Genomic DNA, 18,108 nt, shown 5'->3' with positions numbered 1-18,108 from the left:
CTCAATATGTTCGAGAATAAAAAAAGACCAATGTAAAAGCATTGGCCAAGACCAACCCTATCCGTCCGGCAACTGGCTAGCATAGCCTTTCGACCTTAGCTCCTGTAGTTTTGCGTCCTCATGTTTCCATAAGTTTGCCTTTCTCGCTGAACGAGTTGAACGATATGGGAGTTCTATGAGAATTACAATATTCTCTTTCAAAGATTACAACATAAAAATTAAAATGTCCACCCATTTATACATATAAATATAAAGTTTTAACGGATTATTTTTTCGAAATAATTTAACAAAGTACGTGAATGTTACATTTCTTGTGTTATATAATAAAAAATGTATATAAAATAAGGAGTATTACGGATGTTTATTTAATTTTCATTCAAATTAAATTATTCGAATATATCTTAACTTACGAATTTCGGAGGTAGTTTATCATGTTTTGGCTACAATTTCTTACGTTACTACTCTGCATTTTTATTGGCGCACGCCTAGGCGGAGTTGGTCTAGGAGTAATGGGTGGCGTTGGTATGGCAATACTTGTTTTCGTCTTCCACTTACAACCTACAGCCCCTCCTATTGATGTAATGCTTATGATTTTATCAGTAATTACAGCTGCCGGTGCTTTGCAAGCTGCTGGAGGAATGGATTACCTTGTCTACCTTGCTGAGAAAGCATTACGAAAAAATCCAAAGCGTATTACATTTTTTGCTCCTATTGTTACTTATTTATTCACGCTATGCGCGGGAACTGGTCATGTCGCTTATTCTGTACTTCCCGTTATCGCCGAAGTATCTCGCGAATCAGGAATTAGACCTGAACGACCAATGTCAATTGCCGTTATCGCTTCCCAGCAGGCAATTACAGCTAGTCCAATATCGGCTGCAACAGTTGCGCTTTTAGCAATGTTAGCCGACTATAAAATCACCTTGTTAGATATTTTAAAAGTCAGTATCCCTTCTACTTTTATTGCTTGTATGGTAGCTGCATTCGTTGCTAGTAAAATGGGAAAAGAATTAAATGAAGACCCTGAATACTTGAAGCGATTAAAAGAGGGAATGATCCCTAAACTTGAAGAGAAAAAAGAATTTTCGGGTGTAAAAGGCGCAAAATTATCAGTTATCCTTTTCCTAGTAGGAACTTTCCTTGTCGTACTTCTTGGTTCATTTGAAGCCCTTCGTCCGGGATGGATGGTTGACGGGAAGTTAGCTCGTCTTTCCATGCCAAACACAATTGAAATGGTCATGTTAACCATTGCTGCTCTTATTATTATTTTCTGTAAACCAAATGTGGAAAGCATTGTAACTGGTAACGTCTTTAAAGCAGGCGCAACAGCAGTTGTTGCTATTTTTGGTATCGCTTGGATGGGAGATACTTTCTTCAACGGAAACTTAAATATAATTCAAGGATCAATTCAACACTTAGCGACAGGTGCACCATGGTTATTTGCTATTGCACTATTCATTCTATCTATTTTACTGTATAGCCAAGCAGCAACAGTTCGTGCTTTAGTGCCACTTGGACTATCACTTGGTATTCCACCGGCATTACTTATTGCGATGTTCCCTGCAGTAAATGGATATTTCTTCATTCCAAACTACGGGACAATCGTTGCTGCAATTAACTTTGACCGTACTGGTACAACAGGAATTGGTAAATATGTTTTAAATCATAGCTTTATGATTCCGGGCCTGATCGCAACCTTTACTTCTATTGGAATTGGAATGCTCTTAATTTCAATTATGTTTTAAAGAAAAAACACAAACCTTTATTTAAAAAGGTTTGTGCTTTTTTAATCAAACGTTTGTTTAAACTTTTTTGGCAGTCTATTCCTCCATATAGCATTTAAAATATTACATGGGCTTTTTCTACAAACTCTTATTTACTTCCTCAACTAATTTCTTCGTACTTTCATACGCAGATTCCGCTAAGCTAATCGCTGAAATAACTGAAACACCATCCGCACCCGCTTCTATAACAGAAGCTGTATTTTCAATTGTAATCCCACCAATCCCAACGATCGGTATTGTAATCTCTTGTTCCCTAAAATACTTTAGACCTTTCGTTCCTTGAACCGCTTTTGTATCTTTTTTCGTACTCGTCGGAAAAATTGGACCAACTCCTAAATAATCGGCTCCATTTTCAATCGCCCAGCGTGCTTCTTCAATTGTATGTGTAGATACTCCAATAATTTTATCTCCCATTTTTTTACGAACAGATGTAATTCCTTCATCATCTTGTCCAACATGCACGCCATCTGCATCTAACTCGAGGGCTAGTTCCACATCATCATTTACGATGAATGGTACATCGTACTCCTTGCAAAGCGCTTGCAGTTCTTTCGCAAAATCAATACGTTTCTCTCCCGTTAAAGCCCCTTCCCCCTTTTCACGAAATTGAAAAATTGTTATACCGCCTTCAAGTGCATCTCTCAATACTTGTAGTGGCTCCTTCGTACAATTGTTACTTCCCATAATAAAATATACTCGTAATAACCTAGACATTTCATCCATTGTAATGCGCGACATCTAGTTCCCCTCCTTACTGTATAACCTCAATCTTTCCATACTTCTCAATATCATCTGAAGTTGTATTCGCTAACTGATTTAAAAATTCAATTTGAAAGCTTCCTGGTCCATTCTCTACTGTTTTCGAAGCCGCTATTTCTGCTGCTACTCCATAGAATGTTAATGCGGCTACTGCTGCCTTTACATAATCCTTTTCTACCGCTACAAATGCTCCTATTACAGAAGTTAGTAAACAACCTGTTCCAGTAACTTTCGTTAAAATAGGATGGCCATTTCGAATAAGAATAGTTCGCTCTCCATCTGTAACAACATCTTCTTCTCCAGTAATTACCGCAACTGTATTTAATTCATCCGCTGCCTGTTTTGCAATATTTACAACATTACCGTTGCCAGTACCAGCATCTACACCTTTAATTTCCCATTTTTCATTAATAACGTTAGCTATTTCAGCTGCATTTCCGCGAATAACAGCTAAATCGATTTCAGCTGGAATATATCTCGCGACTTCTGTTCGATAAGAAGTTGCTCCTGCCCCAACTGGATCAAACAATACTGGTACATCATTCGTATTTGCTGATTTACCAGCAAGTAACATCGCTTCTACCTCTTCAGGACGAAGTGTACCCATATTTAAAACAAGGGCTCCCGCAATGTTAGCCATTTCTGCTACTTCTTCTTTTGCATACGCCATTACAGGTGATGCTCCTAATGCTAACAAACCGTTTGCTGTAAAATTTGTTACAACAACATTTGTAATATTATGCACGAGTGGATTAGACTCTCTCACCAAATCCACTACTTTACTAATTTCTTTCATATTCATCCTTTTCATCTCCTAACTTTAATGATGGGAGATACACAAAAAGGCACTTTGCGCGTACGCAAAGTGCCTGAACATGTGCTTTTACACTCTCCCTACGCTGGCATTATCCAACAGGTTCAAATGGTCAATGACGGACTAGTCATACTCTCAGTTTGCATCCACAAACTCCCATGTGTTTATTATTCATCTACTTCAAAGTCTACTCTTATTCTAGTAAAATAACAAGTTCTTTACTTTTATAGAATGATAGAGATCAGAACTCTCCTGGTTCAACCATTCTTCGCCTTTATATAAGTAAAACTCTCACACGTATATTTCACCACAAATAACTCAAACCGTCAGCAAGACTGAATAGAACAAAGATGTATGCTATATTTAACGTATGGAAATTTGAAAGGATGTTTTTAAACATGGCAAAAAGTATTGTAATTGCTGAAAAACCTTCTGTTGCACGTGATATCGCACGTGTACTGAAATGTGATAAAAAAGGGAACGGCTATCTTGAAGGTAGTAAATATATTGTTACTTGGGCTTTAGGTCACCTTGTTACATTAGCTGATCCAGAAAGCTATGATGTGAACTATAAACAGTGGAATTTAGAAGATTTACCAATGCTACCGGAGCGTTTAAAACTAACCGTTATTAAACAAACAGGGAAACAGTTTAACGCTGTAAAAAGTCAGCTTCTTAGAAAAGATGTAAATGAAATCATTATAGCTACTGACGCCGGTCGTGAGGGGGAGTTGGTCGCACGCTGGATTATCGATAAAGTTAAAATGCAGAAACCGATTAAACGTCTATGGATTTCATCTGTTACCGATAAAGCAATTAAAGATGGCTTCGCAAATTTAAAACCAGGAAAAGCATATGACAATCTATACGCTTCAGCTGTCGCACGTTCAGAGGCTGACTGGTATATCGGACTTAATGCGACTCGAGCATTAACTACTCGCTTTAATGCCCAACTAAATTGTGGTCGTGTTCAAACACCTACTGTAGCCATGATTGCAAGCCGTGAAGATGAAATCAAACATTTCAAAGCTCAAACTTACTATGGTATCGAAGCTCAAACAGCTGAGAGATTAAAGCTAACTTGGCAAGATACAAAAGGAAATAGCCGTAGCTTTAATAAAGAAAAAACTGATGCAATCGTGAACAAAATTAGTAAGCAAAATGCTACTGTTGTAGACATTGATAAAAAACAAAAGAAATCGTTCGCCCCTGGTCTTTACGATTTAACTGAACTACAACGTGATGCGAATAAAATATTTGGTTACTCTGCGAAAGAAACATTAAACATTATGCAAAAATTATATGAACAGCATAAAGTTTTAACGTACCCTCGTACAGATTCACGCTATATTTCATCTGATATTGTCGGAACACTTCCAGAGCGTCTGAAGGCTTGCGGAGTTGGAGAATACCGTCCTTTAGCACATAAAGTATTGCAGAAACCTGTAAAATCTAATAAATCATTTGTTGATGATAGTAAAGTAAGTGATCATCACGCAATTATTCCAACAGAGAGCTATGTAAACTTCTCAGCTTTCACAGATAAAGAACGTAAAATTTATGACTTAGTTGTAAAACGTTTCTTAGCTGTTTTATTCCCGGCCTTTGAATATGAACAACTAACATTGCGCACGAAAATTGGTGACGAAACGTTCATCGCACGCGGAAAAACGATTTTACATGCTGGTTGGAAAGAGCTTTATGCAAATCGGTTTGAAGATGATGATGCAAGCGATGATGTAAAAGAACAAATCTTACCTCGCATCGAAAAAGGCGATACATTAAACATAAAACTAATTGTCCAAACATCAGGTCAAACGAAAGCACCTGCACGCTTTAATGAAGCAACATTACTTTCAGCAATGGAAAACCCAACAAAATACATGGATACGCAAAACAAACAACTTGCTGACACGTTAAAGTCAACTGGTGGATTAGGTACTGTAGCAACGCGTGCTGATATTATCGACAAGTTATTCAATTCGTTCTTGCTTGAAAAACGTGGTAAAGATATTCATATTACTTCAAAAGGCCGTCAGTTACTTGATTTAGTGCCAGAAGAACTGAAATCTCCTACACTAACTGGTGAATGGGAGCAAAAGTTAGAAGCTATCGCTAAAGGAAAATTAAAGAAAGAAGTATTCATTTCAGAAATGAAGAACTATACGAAAGAAATTGTTGCTGAAATTAAATCGAGTGATAAAAAATATAAACACGACAACATTTCAACGAAGTCTTGTCCAGACTGTGGTAAACCGATGTTAGAAGTAAACGGTAAAAAAGGTAAAATGCTTGTATGCCAAGATCGCGAATGTGGTCACCGTAAAAATGTATCCCGCACTACAAACGCACGCTGTCCTCAGTGTAAAAAGAAACTAGAACTTCGTGGTGAAGGAGCGGGCCAAATTTTCGCATGTAAATGTGGCTATCGTGAGAAACTTTCTACATTCCAAGAGAGACGTAAAAAAGAATCCGGCAGCAAAGCTGATAAACGCGACGTTCAAAAATATATGAAACAACAGAACAAAGAAGAAGAACCATTAAACAATCCATTCGCAGAAGCATTAAAGAAATTAAAATTTGATTAAACAAAAAGGTTCCTACCACTATCGGTAGGAACCTTTTTATTAATGAATGATTTTACTTCCTTTTGCATTCTCAACGAATTTTTCACTTGATTTGTTAATTGGTGTTTTCAGTAATAACGCAGCAACAATCATAACTACTACGAAAACACTTAACACAAGTAAATCTCTAGTTACTATATCCCAAAGCATTCCGCCAACTGTTTCACGAATTGCACTAATTGCATATGTGAATGGTAAGAACGGATAAATCGCTTGGAAGAACGGTGGTGTCATTTGAATTGGGAATGTTCCGCCTGATCCTGCTACTTGCAGTACAAGTAAAATGATCGCCATCGATTTCCCAACGTTTCCGAAAATAGAAACGAGTGAGTATACGATACAAACAAAGACTCCCCCAATAAATAAACTAAATAACACAAACCAGAACTTATCGACTACGTACGTACCGAGTAAGAATATATCTCCCATTGATACGATAAACGCTTGTGAAAGACCTATCGTTAAGAATGTTAATAAACGTCCGAAGTAAACTTCATGGCTCTTATAATTCGCGCCCTCTTCGTGTACTTCTACCGTTAATAATGAAACCATTAATAATGCGCCTACCCATAATGCAAGCACTGTATAGAATGGTGACATTGCTGAACCGTAGTTCGGCATTGCAAATAATTTATTCTCTTTTAAATTTACTGGATTTGCAAAGTAGTCACTTTGCTTTTCAACATCGTTTTTCAATAAGCGTATGATGTCTTTTATATCCTCTTCAGATTCAAAATCACGAATTTTATCTGCTAATTCTTTAATCTTTTTCTCAGTCTCCGGCATTTCAGCTTTAATGTCTGCAATTTTCTTTTGACCATCTACTAAGCCTTTTGATGAATCTTCAAGTAATTTTTTCACATCTGGAAGCTTCTTATCTGCCTCGCCTAAAATTTGAGATGTATTTTTAGACATCTCTTTTGTACGAGCAATTGCTGCATTGAAATTTGGAGTGATTTCTGAGTCATATTTAGCTAAAATGTCACCAATTTGGCCCGAAACATTTTTAGACACTTGGTTAATACTTTCAATAACATCTGCTGCTGGTTTTTGACCTTTATTAATAGCGTCAATTCCTTTATCAGTTAAATCGATTCCTTTTTGCAAACCATCTTTTGCTTTATTTAACTTAGCAATTGTGCCATTAAGATTTTTATCACTATTCACATCGCCCAAAACTTTATTTGTACTTTCCATAACCGGAATCATATCATTAACTAAATTCCATCCTGCTTTGAACTGTCCATTTAAATCATTTAAGGCTACTTTTGTAGAATCTAATCCATTAACACCTTTGTTACTTAAGTCTTCTCTTGCTTTTTCAAGCTCCGTTTTTAATCTGCTGTAATCATTTACAGCCTTATCATATTTTTCTCTACCATTGTCTAATGCTTCATTTGTTTGGTTTACTAAATCATTTGCTGCTTTTATATCTTGATTTAAATTCCCTCTTAACTGCTGAGCATCTTCTTTTACATTTTCAGCTTTGTTTTTCAATTGCTCAGCTGTGCTTACTGCTTTTTCGAAATCTGCTACAAACGTAGCATTATAATCTGCTTCTGCTTGATTTACCAAGTTATTTATTGCATCTAATTTTTTATTAGTAGCGTCTCTTACATCTTGTTTCACTTCTTGCCCTGTACCAATAATATTGGCAATATCTTTAACGCCACCATTTGCATTTTCAATAGCTGATTTAAGGTTTGTTAATTTTTCTATTCTCTTTTGGAAGAATTCTTTTCCAAAATCAGTTGATGCAGACTCTTTAAATTTAGTAAAGACATCAATTAAATATGAAACACTATCTGCTCGACCTTGCAGCGTCTCAGAAACCTTATTAAGATCTTGTTTCGCTTTTTCCGGATCCAAATTACCATTTTGCAACCCGTTTATAACACCTTGTGCATAAGTTGTTCCGACACGTATCGAACTAAAAACATTATTTACAGTTTGATCAATATTTTTAGCAATATTTTTATACCCCTCACCATTCACTTGCGGTAACGCTGGAATTTCTGGTATTTGTGGTACTTGCGGAATAGTTATATTAGGCAACACTGGGAATTTAGCCGGATCTGGAAGTGTCAGATTAGAATCAAATGATGGATTTTTTAAGAAATCCGTAATTGCTGCCGCACTATCTAAACCTTGTTGCATTACAATTAAATTATTCTTAATTGTTCCAGGTGCACGTTTCAAGGTTTCATCATTTCTCGCAAAGAATTTATCTAAATTCCCTAACGCTTCTTGCCCATCATTCATAACACTTTCTACAACTGGCAACTCTTTCTGCGCTACTTTCACAACATCTTCTGCCCGAGTCGCATCATCTAATGCCTTATCCACAAGTGTATTCATTTCTGGGAACTGTGCTTCTAACTTAAATACGAGATCCTTGACCTTCTCAATACTCGGTAAGTTAGTTTCTAAATCGATTCCAAGGTCATTGAAGATTTTAAAAATCTCACCGTTTGCTGTTTTAACAAAGTTTTTACTAACCTCTTCTGTAAGACCCGATGCACCTTTAGCTGTAATTTTCGGTGCAATCGCATTTACTTTTTCATTTACATAGTAATCAAGTTCTGGTTTCTGTGGATTTTCATTCAAGACCGTTGCAATCTTTTCAGAAAAATCTTTTGGAATAGTAATACTTGCGGAATAATCTCCACGCTCTACTCCATAAATTGCTTGCTTTTCATCAACAAACTTCCACCCGAAATTTTTGTTCTTCTTAAGTGAATCTACAATTTCTTCCCCGATGTTAATATCTTTCCCTCTTAAATTTGATCCAACATCTTGGTTAGAAACTGCAATTTGGATTCCTTTCGTATTTCCGTAAGGATCCCAAGAAGCTTTAATGTTAAACCATGCATATAACGATGGTAAAATCATTAACCCTAAAACAATAACAATTGCAGCCCAATGTTTGGCTACATTCCGTAAATCTGTCTTATAAATACGCCAAATTTGTTTCATAAAAGTTATCACCTAATTATATATTTTTCCTTCTTTAGAAAATGATACATACATTTTGTAATTATATCACTTTCTACATCGTGGATTAAACGAAAACATACTATTTTTCCCATTAAATATTTCACTTACTTCATTATATAACGAAGTAAAAAAAGTATGCATACAAAATGACCAAATTAGTTTTACATTCAATAATAACAAATATATAGGAAATGTCATAAAAAATACAAGTATTTTCTCTTGGGAATACTTGTATTTATCAAAAAATCCTCACAGCTTTTCATTATCTGTGAGGATTTCTTCTATTATATATCTAATTGTACTTCTACACCGAAATGGTCAGAAATTACATTTCGATTTGTTCCATTAAAAATGACTTTTGAAGAAGTAACTGTTTTACTTTGATTGCTTAATATTAGGTCGATTCGTAAGTTTTGTTTATTTTCATCCCAACCAGCAATCTCTCCTTGGACAGTTGTTCCTTCATCCTTCTCTATCGCTAGTTCATATGTGTCATATAAACCTTTTTGCATCATATACTCATAACCCTCTCCTTCCAAACGAGCATTGTTATTAAAATCACCCATTAAGAAGGAAAGTTCATTGCTATTTACACGCTCCATTAAACGATCAACTTGGTCTTTGAATGATTCTTCTTCATCATTCCACCAACCGAGATGGCAAGAATAAAACGTTATATTCTTATCATTATAAGCAATTGTTGCACTTACAATTTTGCGTGTTTTCCAATACGTTGTATCCTTATTTTCTGAGACAAAGAACGTATCTTCCTTTACAATGTTGTGCTTTGTTATAATTGCTAATCCTTCTTCGTACACATCATATCCAATATGAGAGAAATCCCAAATAATATTGTATTCTTTTACATTTAATGCTCTTAACTCTTCTAGCAGTAAAAGTCCAAAATTATCTTTTTTCTTGTTACCGCATACATTTTCAGCTTGTATAGACTGACTTACTTCTTGCAATGCGATCACATCATAATCTTCTTCTTGAATTGCTTTAGCAAGATACTTTATTTTTTCAATTTGATTCTCTTCTTGCCAAGAGTGACAATTTAAAGTTAGCAATTTCATATTATTACGCACCTAACATATCTTGAATATCTGACTTTAATACGTCAGCTTTCGGGCCATATACTGCTTGTACACCTTTATCTTTTACAATAAGTCCTAAAGCACCATTTTGTTTCCATTTTGCTTCTGGTGCAACGGCATCTAAATCTTTTACTGTTACACGTAAACGTGTCATACAAGCATCTACGTCAGCAATATTATCTTTTCCGCCCAATAAATCAATAACTTTTGTTGCTAATGAACCATCTTGTACATTTCCTGTTCCTTCTGTTGACTCATCTTCATTATCAATATAGTTTCCTGCACGCCCTGGCGTTGGTAAATTGAATTTTTTAATTAAGAAGTTGAATAACGTAAAGTTAAGGCCGAAGAACACTAATGAAACAATGACAAAGTTGATTAAATCTCTCGTTAAACCTGCATTGATCATCATTGGTGTACGAGTAATTAACTCAATAAATCCAAATGCATGAACACGTAAATTAATTAAATCCGCTAATGCGAATGCAAGTCCTGTTGTAATCGCATACACAACATATAATACTGGTGCAATAAACATGAACATGAATTCAATTGGTTCTGTTACACCTGTTAAGAATACTGCTAATGCAGCTGATAAGAACATTGGTTTATATTTTGCACGTTTTTCTTTATCAACATTACGGAACATCGCAAACGCAATCCCCATTAACGCTGCCGTTGAGCCGATAACTTGTCCAGCTTTGAAACGAGCTGGTACAACGTTATTTAATAAATCATTATATGCTTTCGTATCTCCATTTGCTAATAAGTTATTTAAATCTGTAATCCATGCAAGCCATAACGGATCTTGTCCCGCTACAATTTGTCCAACCTTTGAGCCAGTTAACATCGTATATGTTCCGCCTAGCTCTGTGTAGTTCATCGGAATTGTTAACATATGATGTAATCCAAATGGTAATAATAAACGTTCTAACGTTCCATATACAAACGGTGCAATAACTGGTGCACTATCTTTAGATGCTGCAATCCAGCGACCAAATTCATTTAATCCACTTTGGATAAATGGCCATACAAGTGATAATACAATCGCAGTGACTGTAGACCAAACAATTACAACGAATGGTACGAATCGTTTTCCATTAAAGAATGCTAATGCCTGTGGCAGTTTATTATAATTGTAGTATTTGTTATATAAAGTAGCTCCTAAGAAACCTGTGATAATCCCTACGAAAACTCCCATGTTTAATGCTGGTGCACCAAGTACAGAAGTAAAGTAATCTTTTACAAGTAAATCTCCTGCTAAAAATGAAGAAACTGTCGCTTTTGAATCCGTTAACATTTGAGCGTTTACGCCAAATATAGCTCCTGTAATTCTGTTTGTTAAGACGAATGCTAATAGTGCTGCAAATGCACCACCTGCTCGATCCTTCGCCCAAGATCCCCCAATTGCTACTGCGAATAAGATGTGTAGATTTGTAATAATTGCCCAACCGATGTCTTCCATTACTCGAGCAATTGTATGAACTGCGTTAATATCCCCAGCAGACATCCCAATTAACTTACCGATGGAAATCATTAAACCAGCTGCTGGCATTACAGCTACAACCACTAATAATGCTTTCCCGAACTTTTGCCAAAAATCAAAAGACGTAATTTTCATCTGTTCTTCCTCCCCTTTATTTATAACAACATAATGATTTAAATTATAATTTCTGTTTCTCTTATGAAAACGATTCCTTATGTTACTTTTTTCTCTTTACGCAACCGTTTTCATAAATCTATTTTAATAAAAGCGTTTTCACATTGCAATAGAAATTTATTTTTTTCCATAAAAAAAGATGCTCAAGGAGCATCCTTTTTCATTATGAAATGCGATAAACCCTTGTTTCATAAGGTTTTAACGTGATTGTAGTTATTTGTTCATGTTCCGCAACTTTATAGTTATTTAAAAGCAAACGTTTGCGTTCTAATGCGAATAAACTCGTATTATACACAGCTTCCTCTTTTGAGATATTACTAATTACAATGACTTTTTCATCCTGTAACGTACGTGTATATGCATAAATTTGTGGATCGTCTTCTAAAAGTAAATCGTACGTACCGTAGTTCAGTACATCGTGCTCTTTTTTCAAGGCAATCATTTTCTTATAGAAATTGAAAATAGAGTTCTCTTCATTTTTTTGCTTTTCAACATTAATTTCTTTGTAATTTGGATTCATGCTAAACCAAGGTGTACTTGTTGTGAAGCCAGCATTCATTTCATCGTTCCACTGCATAGGTGTACGTGAATTATCGCGGCAAGAAGCCCATATAATTTCCATCATATCTTGATGTGATACGCCCTCTGCAATTTTCTCACGATATAAATTTTTAATTGCTACATCATCGTAATCTTCAATATTTGGGAACTGAACATTTGTCATACCAATTTCTTGTCCTTGATAAATAAACGGTGTGCCGTGCATAAAGAAATACATCGCTCCTAAAGCCGTTGCACTTTCACGCCAATATTCTTTATCATTTCCCCAAGTAGACACAATACGTGGCTTATCATGATTTTCAATATATAAAGCATTCCATCCCTTATTTTCTAAACCTTTTTGCCACTTTGTTAATACTTTTTTCAACTCAACAACATCAAGATCTTTCTTCTTTTCTGCATCCCATAAGCTTAAATGCTCAAATTGGAATACCATATTGAATTTACCATTCTCTTCTCCAACCCAAAGATCAGCATCTTCAACTTTCACACCATTTGCTTCTCCAACAGTCATAATATCGTATTTAGCAAATGTGTTTTCTTTTAATTCTTCTAGTAATGGCTGAATACCATTTACATTCATATGTTTGTCAAAAGAAGGCACATACTTTAACCCTTTTGGATTTGGCATATCCTTGAGGCCATCTTCTTTTTTTATATGACTAATCGCATCGACGCGGAAACCATCAATACCTTTATCAAGCCACCAATTAACAGTATCATATAAAACTTCACGAACTTCTTTATTCTCCCAGTTCAAATCTGGTTGTTTACGCGAGAATAAATGTAAATAATATTGCTCTGTCACTTCATCATATTCCCATGCAGAACCATTAAAGATACTTTCCCAATTGTTTGGTTCCGCGCCGTCTTTACCATCCTGCCAAATATACCAATCACGCTTCGGATTGTCTTTAGAAGAACTTGATTCAATAAACCATGGATGTTCATCACTTGTATGATTAATAACTAAATCAATAATAAGCTTCATGTCACGCTTATGAACTTCATCTAGTAGCATATCAAAATCTTCCATCGTACCAAATTCATCCATAATATCTTGATAGTCACTAATATCATAACCATTATCGTCATTAGGTGATTTATACATTGGACAAATCCAAATTACATCTATACCTAAATCTTTTAAATAATCCAGCTTTGCAATAATCCCCTGTAAATCTCCAATACCATCACCATTTGAATCCATAAAGCTACGTGGATAAATTTGATAAGCGACAGCTTCTTTCCACCATGTCTTATTCATACTAATTCTCTCCTTTTGCATCCCATCGGATTTTTTATGCAAACGTTTTCGTAACACTATCATAACAAAATATGAATAGTTTGCAACTGTTTTCATTGAACTCTATGTAGTTTCCTTATTCTTATGCCTTATTTATTTCTCACAAAGATAAAGTGAAACTTTAATCGTTAAGGAGGTGTCCATTCCCCGCTGATTATTAGCCCTTACCAATCGAGATTTTACGAGCAGCCCTATCTTCTTTTTTTCAGCCGGATTGTCTTACCGCTCGCAAATAACGGGATAAATCTAACCCTTCTCTTCTTCTCGTCCATGCGTGTTAAATACACTCTTCATATACTAATACAAGCTCATATTATTTCAGAAAGGAGATATAAATTGAAACAAACAAAATTAACTGGTCGTATCGTCGTTCCCTCGGATCCTGGGTATGACATAGCCCGAATAAATTTAAATTTAAGCATTCCAAAATTTCCTTGTATTATTGTTTTTTGTCAAAATAAAAATGATGTGTGTAACGCCTTAAAATGGGCACGTGAGCGTCATATACCATTTCGCTTAAGAAGTGGACGACATAGCTACGAAAATTTCTCTCTTTTAAATGGCGGGCTTATTATTGATGTGAGTGAAATGAAGCAAATTACGGTTAGTACAGGAAAATTAACAGCAACAATTGAAGCGGGTGCAAATCTTGGCACTGTGTATAAAGAACTTTGGAAATATGGTGTTACAATACCAGCTGGCACAAGTGCAAGTGTCGGAATTGTGGGGTTAACACTCGGCGGTGGCATTGGCATGCTTTCACGCTTATTTGGACTAACATGTGATCAATTAGTAGAAGTCGAAATGGTACAAGCGTGCGGGAAATTTGGTGCAAAAATCATTCGTGCAAATGAACAAGAAAACCCTAACCTATTTTGGGCATGCCGTGGCGGTGGCGGTGGAAATTTCGGGATTATTACTTCCTTAACCTTTCGAGTCCACCCTATTAAAAACGTATCAATTTTCTCACTTACATGGGAATGGAAAGACTTTATTGCTGCATTTCAAGCTTGGCAAAACTGGGCACCTTATATAGATGAACGTCTCACTTCATCAATTGAATTATTCTCTAAACAACGAAATAAAATCGAGGTGAAAGGTGAATTTGTCGGCTCTCCTTCTGAACTCTATCCTCTATTATCTCCTCTTCTTGAAACTGGTAATCCTTCTCTCTTTATAGATGAAGTCCCGTATATAAAGGCTGTTCAATTCTTTAATAGCGGCAATATTCCTGAAAAATTCAAACGCTCTGGTTCCTACGTATATAAACCTATCCCTCTTAAAGGTATTCAAATCTTACAATATTTTCTTTCTCATGCACCAAATAAAGATGCGAGTATTTGGCACCAATCACTCGTAGGTGCTGTGGAAAACATTTCGCCTAATGAAACAGCTTATTTCCACCGTAAGGCAATTATTGCTCAAGAATATATTACTTCTTGGAAATGCAACGATGAAGAAAATCGAAATATACGCTGGGTTAAAGATTTAAGAGAAAGCTTAGATCCTTACACACTAGGAGACTATGTCAATTGGCCCGATATCGACATAAAAAATTGGCAAACTAGTTATTATGGCTCTAATTTTCAAAGGTTGCGTAAAGTGAAGACAGCATATGACCCTTGTAATGTTTTTCGTTTTCAACAAAGTATCCCACCCTTTCATACGTAAAAAAGGGGATAAAATAAAAAACCATCCAATATGCCGTTACCTCACAGCATGTTGGATGATTCAAGTTGATTTTCTATATCTTTTCAAATTATTGCTCCTACTCATAAACTTTCAATTACGGATTAATTGTATTTCTCATCATTTTTATGCAATGAATGTAATTTAATATTTGGTACTTTATCTTTTTCAATACCGCTATTATAAGCAACAGGAATTTGAAATTCGAATTGTTTTGTCTCATGTTTTTGTAAATAGACTGGTTTCGGTACTGGATAACCTTTTGAATTCTCGTTTGCATTATCATATAAAACAACTTTTAATGCCTGTGAATGATTACGATAATTTTTTAAAGTCACAATGCATTTTTGTTCGATACCCTCTCCATTTTTCTCCATTCTACACTGGCTATCTTCTTTTTTATATTCTATCGCCTCTACCCCTGTTTTTCCTGCGTAGTACCATGTTTTATTCAATGTATGGAGAATGTTATTTAAAATAAACGGCATCATTAAAATCAAAATACCAATGCCTACTACTTTTATCTTATTCATTGTTCTAAATGTACTAGATTTCTTTTTTACTAGCCATTTTACAAATAATATAAATGCGATTATATGTAGTACGAAAGAAACAATTAATATATTTGAAACTTTATAACCCATATAAATATATGTATATACCGGAACCTTATAGAAATTGAATAGTTTTTCCCCAATTAATTCATTATCGTTTGGAATTTTTAATAATAACAAAACCCCTATACTGTAACAAATAGCTACTAATCGATCATACTCAATTCGAACCATTCCTTCTCCCCTTCCTTTTGCTTTTTTATTATCGATTTTAGCTATTATTACCATAATATACAATCATTTTATAGAGGATAACGTAAAAAAGTCCCTTATAAATATATAAAGAACCTTATTAATATACAATATGAATTAGAAAATCAATATGCAATTTTCACATAGAGACCTCCTCAAAATATGTTGGATTATGTATTGTAATTTTTTTATCCAGAATTGTAACAATACTATCGTTTTTTAATTGTTTTAATACGCCGCTAACCGTCTCTCGGGACGTCCCAGATATTTTTGATATTTCAATTGTTGTAAGTGGGCATGAAATTACAATCGTTTCGCCACTCTGTTCTCCTAAATCCTGCATTAAATAATTTAATGTTTGAATGACTCGATCTTGTGCATTAGGAATTGTAATATTTTGCACTCGATTTTCGTTTAGTTTTAATATTGATGATAATTGCTGAACAACGTACATTAATTGCGTCCTACTAGATTTCACCATATCTTCGAAAATTACTGTCGGAATATAATATACCTCTACATCTGTCATCGCTTCTGCCGTATAGTTATATCCTCTGTCTGTAAACATACCACCATAAGGAAAAATAGAATACCGCTTTACATAGTCATCATATAATAAATTTCCACTTTGATTTACCCGCTCTAACTTTACAAAACCATCTAACATGAAGTAAATTCTTTCTCTTGAATCCCCTTCTAAAAATAAAAATTGACCCTTTTTATAAGTTCGCCAATAGACAAACTCCGCCAAACCTTTCAATTTCTTTTCTGTTAAATGAGCAAATAATTCAAATTGTTTTAAGTCTTTAACTACGTTCCGTCTATTCATAAAATTCCCTCTCTCTTGCTGTATGTTGGAGCGAAAAATTAAGAAAGCGTATTCAAATTAAATTTTATCATAATTAACTTACATATTCGGATTTCATCATGAAAACTTTATGAACAATGAGTACAAAACATATTAATAAATAAAAAGAATGAAGTTACTAACTTCATTCTTTTTTTATTAATAAATAGCGCACACAATTATTTAAACATACATGCATACATTCTGTTTAGAAATAATAGTACCAGCTTTTTCTTCTAGTGCTTCATATACTTTTTCTAAAGACGTAATAATTGTTTTTCTTTTTGGATTTGTATTAACAAAATTAATAGCAGCTTCAATTTTTGGAAGCATACTTCCCGCAGCAAATTGTTTTTCCACAATGTATTCTTCTAATTGATTCACTGTGACATGCTCTAATTTCTTTTGATTCAGTTGATTATAATTTACATACACATGATCAACTGCAGTTAAAATTACGAGCGTATCAGCATCTACTAATTCAGCTAATTTCTGCGCAGCGAAATCTTTATCGATAACCGCTTCAGTTCCTTTTAACCCTTCTTCGGAATCAATTACTGGAATTCCACCACCACCAACAGCAATCACTATATTTCCATCCTCAACTAAAGAATTAATTACTTTATGCTCATGAATACTTACAGGCTTCGGTGATGGAACAACACGTCTCCACCCTCTGCCAGCATCCTCTTTAAACACTGCTTTTGTTTCTTCCATTAATCTTCTTGCTTCTTCTTCCGTATAAAAAGGACCAATTGGTTTAGTTGGATTTTTAAATGCCTCATCTTTTTCATCCACGACAACGCGTGTTATAACCGTTGCTACGTCTTTTTTTATATTCCGTTTTTTCAATGCCTTTTCAATCGCATTTTCCATCCAATATCCAATCATCCCTTGGCTCATTGCACCACAAGTATCTAATGGCATTGCAGGTGTCTTTTCCGTTTCTGCAGCTTTTTGCTGTAATAAAATATTCCCCACTTGCGGGCCATTTCCGTGCGCAATTACTATATCTACATCATTTTCCATTATTTTCACAAGTTGTTCCGCTGTTTTTTCTAATGCTTCTTGCTGTGCCCCTGCAGTAGCTTTTCCAGACTGTATCGCATTTCCCCCTAGTGCAACTACAATTTTTCTTCGTGCCATATTTCAGCCCTCCAG

Annotated in this window: 12 protein-coding genes and 2 riboswitches; of the genes, 3 read left to right on the top strand and 9 right to left on the bottom strand. The window is 35.1% G+C overall.

All coding sequences use genetic code 11. From position 1 onward, the window contains the following. Positions 1-64: 64 nt before the first annotated feature. A riboswitch (cyclic di-GMP riboswitch) is annotated at positions 65-149 on the bottom strand. Between the two features lie 282 nt (positions 150-431). Then, positions 432-1,745, top strand: coding sequence for an anaerobic C4-dicarboxylate transporter family protein (locus MR066_RS21480; protein ID WP_242248465.1), 1,314 nt, complete (start codon positions 432-434; stop codon positions 1,743-1,745). A gap of 117 nt (positions 1,746-1,862) precedes the next feature. Here MR066_RS21480 and thiE read toward each other — a convergent pair whose 3' ends face one another. Continuing rightward, a complete protein-coding gene (thiE, locus tag MR066_RS21475; protein ID WP_215553025.1) occupies positions 1,863-2,522 on the bottom strand; it encodes a thiamine phosphate synthase in 660 nt (219 codons plus the stop codon). A 13-nt stretch (positions 2,523-2,535) separates the two neighbouring features. Next, the gene (gene thiM, locus MR066_RS21470) at positions 2,536-3,345 is read right to left on the bottom strand and encodes a hydroxyethylthiazole kinase (RefSeq protein ID WP_242248464.1); all 810 of its coding nucleotides are present in this window, start codon (positions 3,343-3,345) and stop codon (positions 2,536-2,538) included. Positions 3,346-3,417: 72 nt separating this feature from the next. Further along, a riboswitch (TPP riboswitch) is annotated at positions 3,418-3,527 on the bottom strand. A 228-nt stretch (positions 3,528-3,755) separates the two neighbouring features. On the opposite strand from thiM, the gene topB reads away from it, so the two are divergent. Further along, the gene (gene topB, locus MR066_RS21465; RefSeq protein ID WP_242248463.1) at positions 3,756-5,945 is read left to right on the top strand and encodes a DNA topoisomerase III; all 2,190 of its coding nucleotides are present in this window, start codon (positions 3,756-3,758) and stop codon (positions 5,943-5,945) included. Between the two features lie 39 nt (positions 5,946-5,984). On the opposite strand, the gene MR066_RS21460 is transcribed toward topB, so the two are convergent. The 4 genes from MR066_RS21460 to MR066_RS21445 all read right to left on the bottom strand — a co-directional run bounded on the left by MR066_RS21460 (position 5,985) and on the right by MR066_RS21445 (position 13,566). Continuing rightward, entirely contained in the window at positions 5,985-8,960 is a 2,976-nt protein-coding gene (locus MR066_RS21460) for a YhgE/Pip domain-containing protein (RefSeq protein WP_242248462.1), read from the bottom strand. A gap of 305 nt (positions 8,961-9,265) precedes the next feature. After that, positions 9,266-10,057, bottom strand: coding sequence for an endonuclease/exonuclease/phosphatase family protein (locus MR066_RS21455; RefSeq protein WP_061676160.1), 792 nt, complete (start codon positions 10,055-10,057; stop codon positions 9,266-9,268). A gap of 4 nt (positions 10,058-10,061) precedes the next feature. Next, a complete protein-coding gene (locus MR066_RS21450; RefSeq protein WP_061688653.1) occupies positions 10,062-11,699 on the bottom strand; it encodes a PTS transporter subunit IIBC in 1,638 nt (545 codons plus the stop codon). Between the two features lie 202 nt (positions 11,700-11,901). Further along, positions 11,902-13,566, bottom strand: coding sequence for a glycoside hydrolase family 13 protein (locus tag MR066_RS21445; protein ID WP_061688654.1), 1,665 nt, complete (start codon positions 13,564-13,566; stop codon positions 11,902-11,904). A 375-nt stretch (positions 13,567-13,941) separates the two neighbouring features. Here MR066_RS21445 and MR066_RS21440 point away from each other — a divergent pair, with 375 nt between their 5' ends. Further along, positions 13,942-15,276 carry an FAD-binding oxidoreductase gene (locus MR066_RS21440; RefSeq protein WP_201051107.1) on the top strand — a complete coding sequence of 445 codons (1,335 nt, stop codon included), beginning with the start codon at positions 13,942-13,944 and terminating at the stop codon, positions 15,274-15,276. Between the two features lie 122 nt (positions 15,277-15,398). On the opposite strand, the gene MR066_RS21435 is transcribed toward MR066_RS21440, so the two are convergent. The 3 genes from MR066_RS21435 to arcC form a co-directional block, all read right to left on the bottom strand. Then, positions 15,399-16,082 carry an ABC transporter permease gene (locus MR066_RS21435; RefSeq protein WP_219300400.1) on the bottom strand — a complete coding sequence of 228 codons (684 nt, stop codon included), beginning with the start codon at positions 16,080-16,082 and terminating at the stop codon, positions 15,399-15,401. 157 nt (positions 16,083-16,239) lie between these two features. After that, entirely contained in the window at positions 16,240-16,929 is a 690-nt protein-coding gene (locus MR066_RS21430; RefSeq protein ID WP_088038295.1) for a Crp/Fnr family transcriptional regulator, read from the bottom strand. Positions 16,930-17,130: 201 nt separating this feature from the next. Then, entirely contained in the window at positions 17,131-18,093 is a 963-nt protein-coding gene (arcC, locus tag MR066_RS21425; protein ID WP_242248461.1) for a carbamate kinase, read from the bottom strand. Positions 18,094-18,108: the final 15 nt, after the last annotated feature.

The organism is Bacillus cereus group sp. BfR-BA-01523 (genome assembly GCF_022662615.1).
Taxonomy (GTDB): domain Bacteria; phylum Bacillota; class Bacilli; order Bacillales; family Bacillaceae_G; genus Bacillus_A; species Bacillus_A mycoides.
This window is presented reverse-complemented; position numbering and strand designations above follow the sequence as displayed.

Bases quoted from the DNA above. Each gene is read 5' to 3' on its own strand.
- thiE (WP_215553025.1), bottom strand. From the start codon at position 2,522: ATGTCGCGCATTACAATGGATGAAATGTCTAGGTTATTACGAGTATAT.
- MR066_RS21460 (WP_242248462.1), bottom strand. From the start codon at position 8,960: ATGAAACAAATTTGGCGTATTTATAAGACAGATTTACGGAATGTAGCC.
- MR066_RS21450 (WP_061688653.1), bottom strand. From the start codon at position 11,699: ATGAAAATTACGTCTTTTGATTTTTGGCAAAAGTTCGGGAAAGCATTA.
- arcC (WP_242248461.1), bottom strand. From the start codon at position 18,093: ATGGCACGAAGAAAAATTGTAGTTGCACTAGGGGGAAATGCGATACAG.
- MR066_RS21455 (WP_061676160.1), bottom strand. From the start codon at position 10,057: ATGAAATTGCTAACTTTAAATTGTCACTCTTGGCAAGAAGAGAATCAA.
- MR066_RS21480 (WP_242248465.1), top strand. From the start codon at position 432: ATGTTTTGGCTACAATTTCTTACGTTACTACTCTGCATTTTTATTGGC.
- topB (WP_242248463.1), top strand. From the start codon at position 3,756: ATGGCAAAAAGTATTGTAATTGCTGAAAAACCTTCTGTTGCACGTGAT.
- MR066_RS21430 (WP_088038295.1), bottom strand. From the start codon at position 16,929: ATGAATAGACGGAACGTAGTTAAAGACTTAAAACAATTTGAATTATTT.
- MR066_RS21435 (WP_219300400.1), bottom strand. From the start codon at position 16,082: ATGGTTCGAATTGAGTATGATCGATTAGTAGCTATTTGTTACAGTATA.
- MR066_RS21445 (WP_061688654.1), bottom strand. From the start codon at position 13,566: ATGAATAAGACATGGTGGAAAGAAGCTGTCGCTTATCAAATTTATCCA.
- thiM (WP_242248464.1), bottom strand. From the start codon at position 3,345: ATGAATATGAAAGAAATTAGTAAAGTAGTGGATTTGGTGAGAGAGTCT.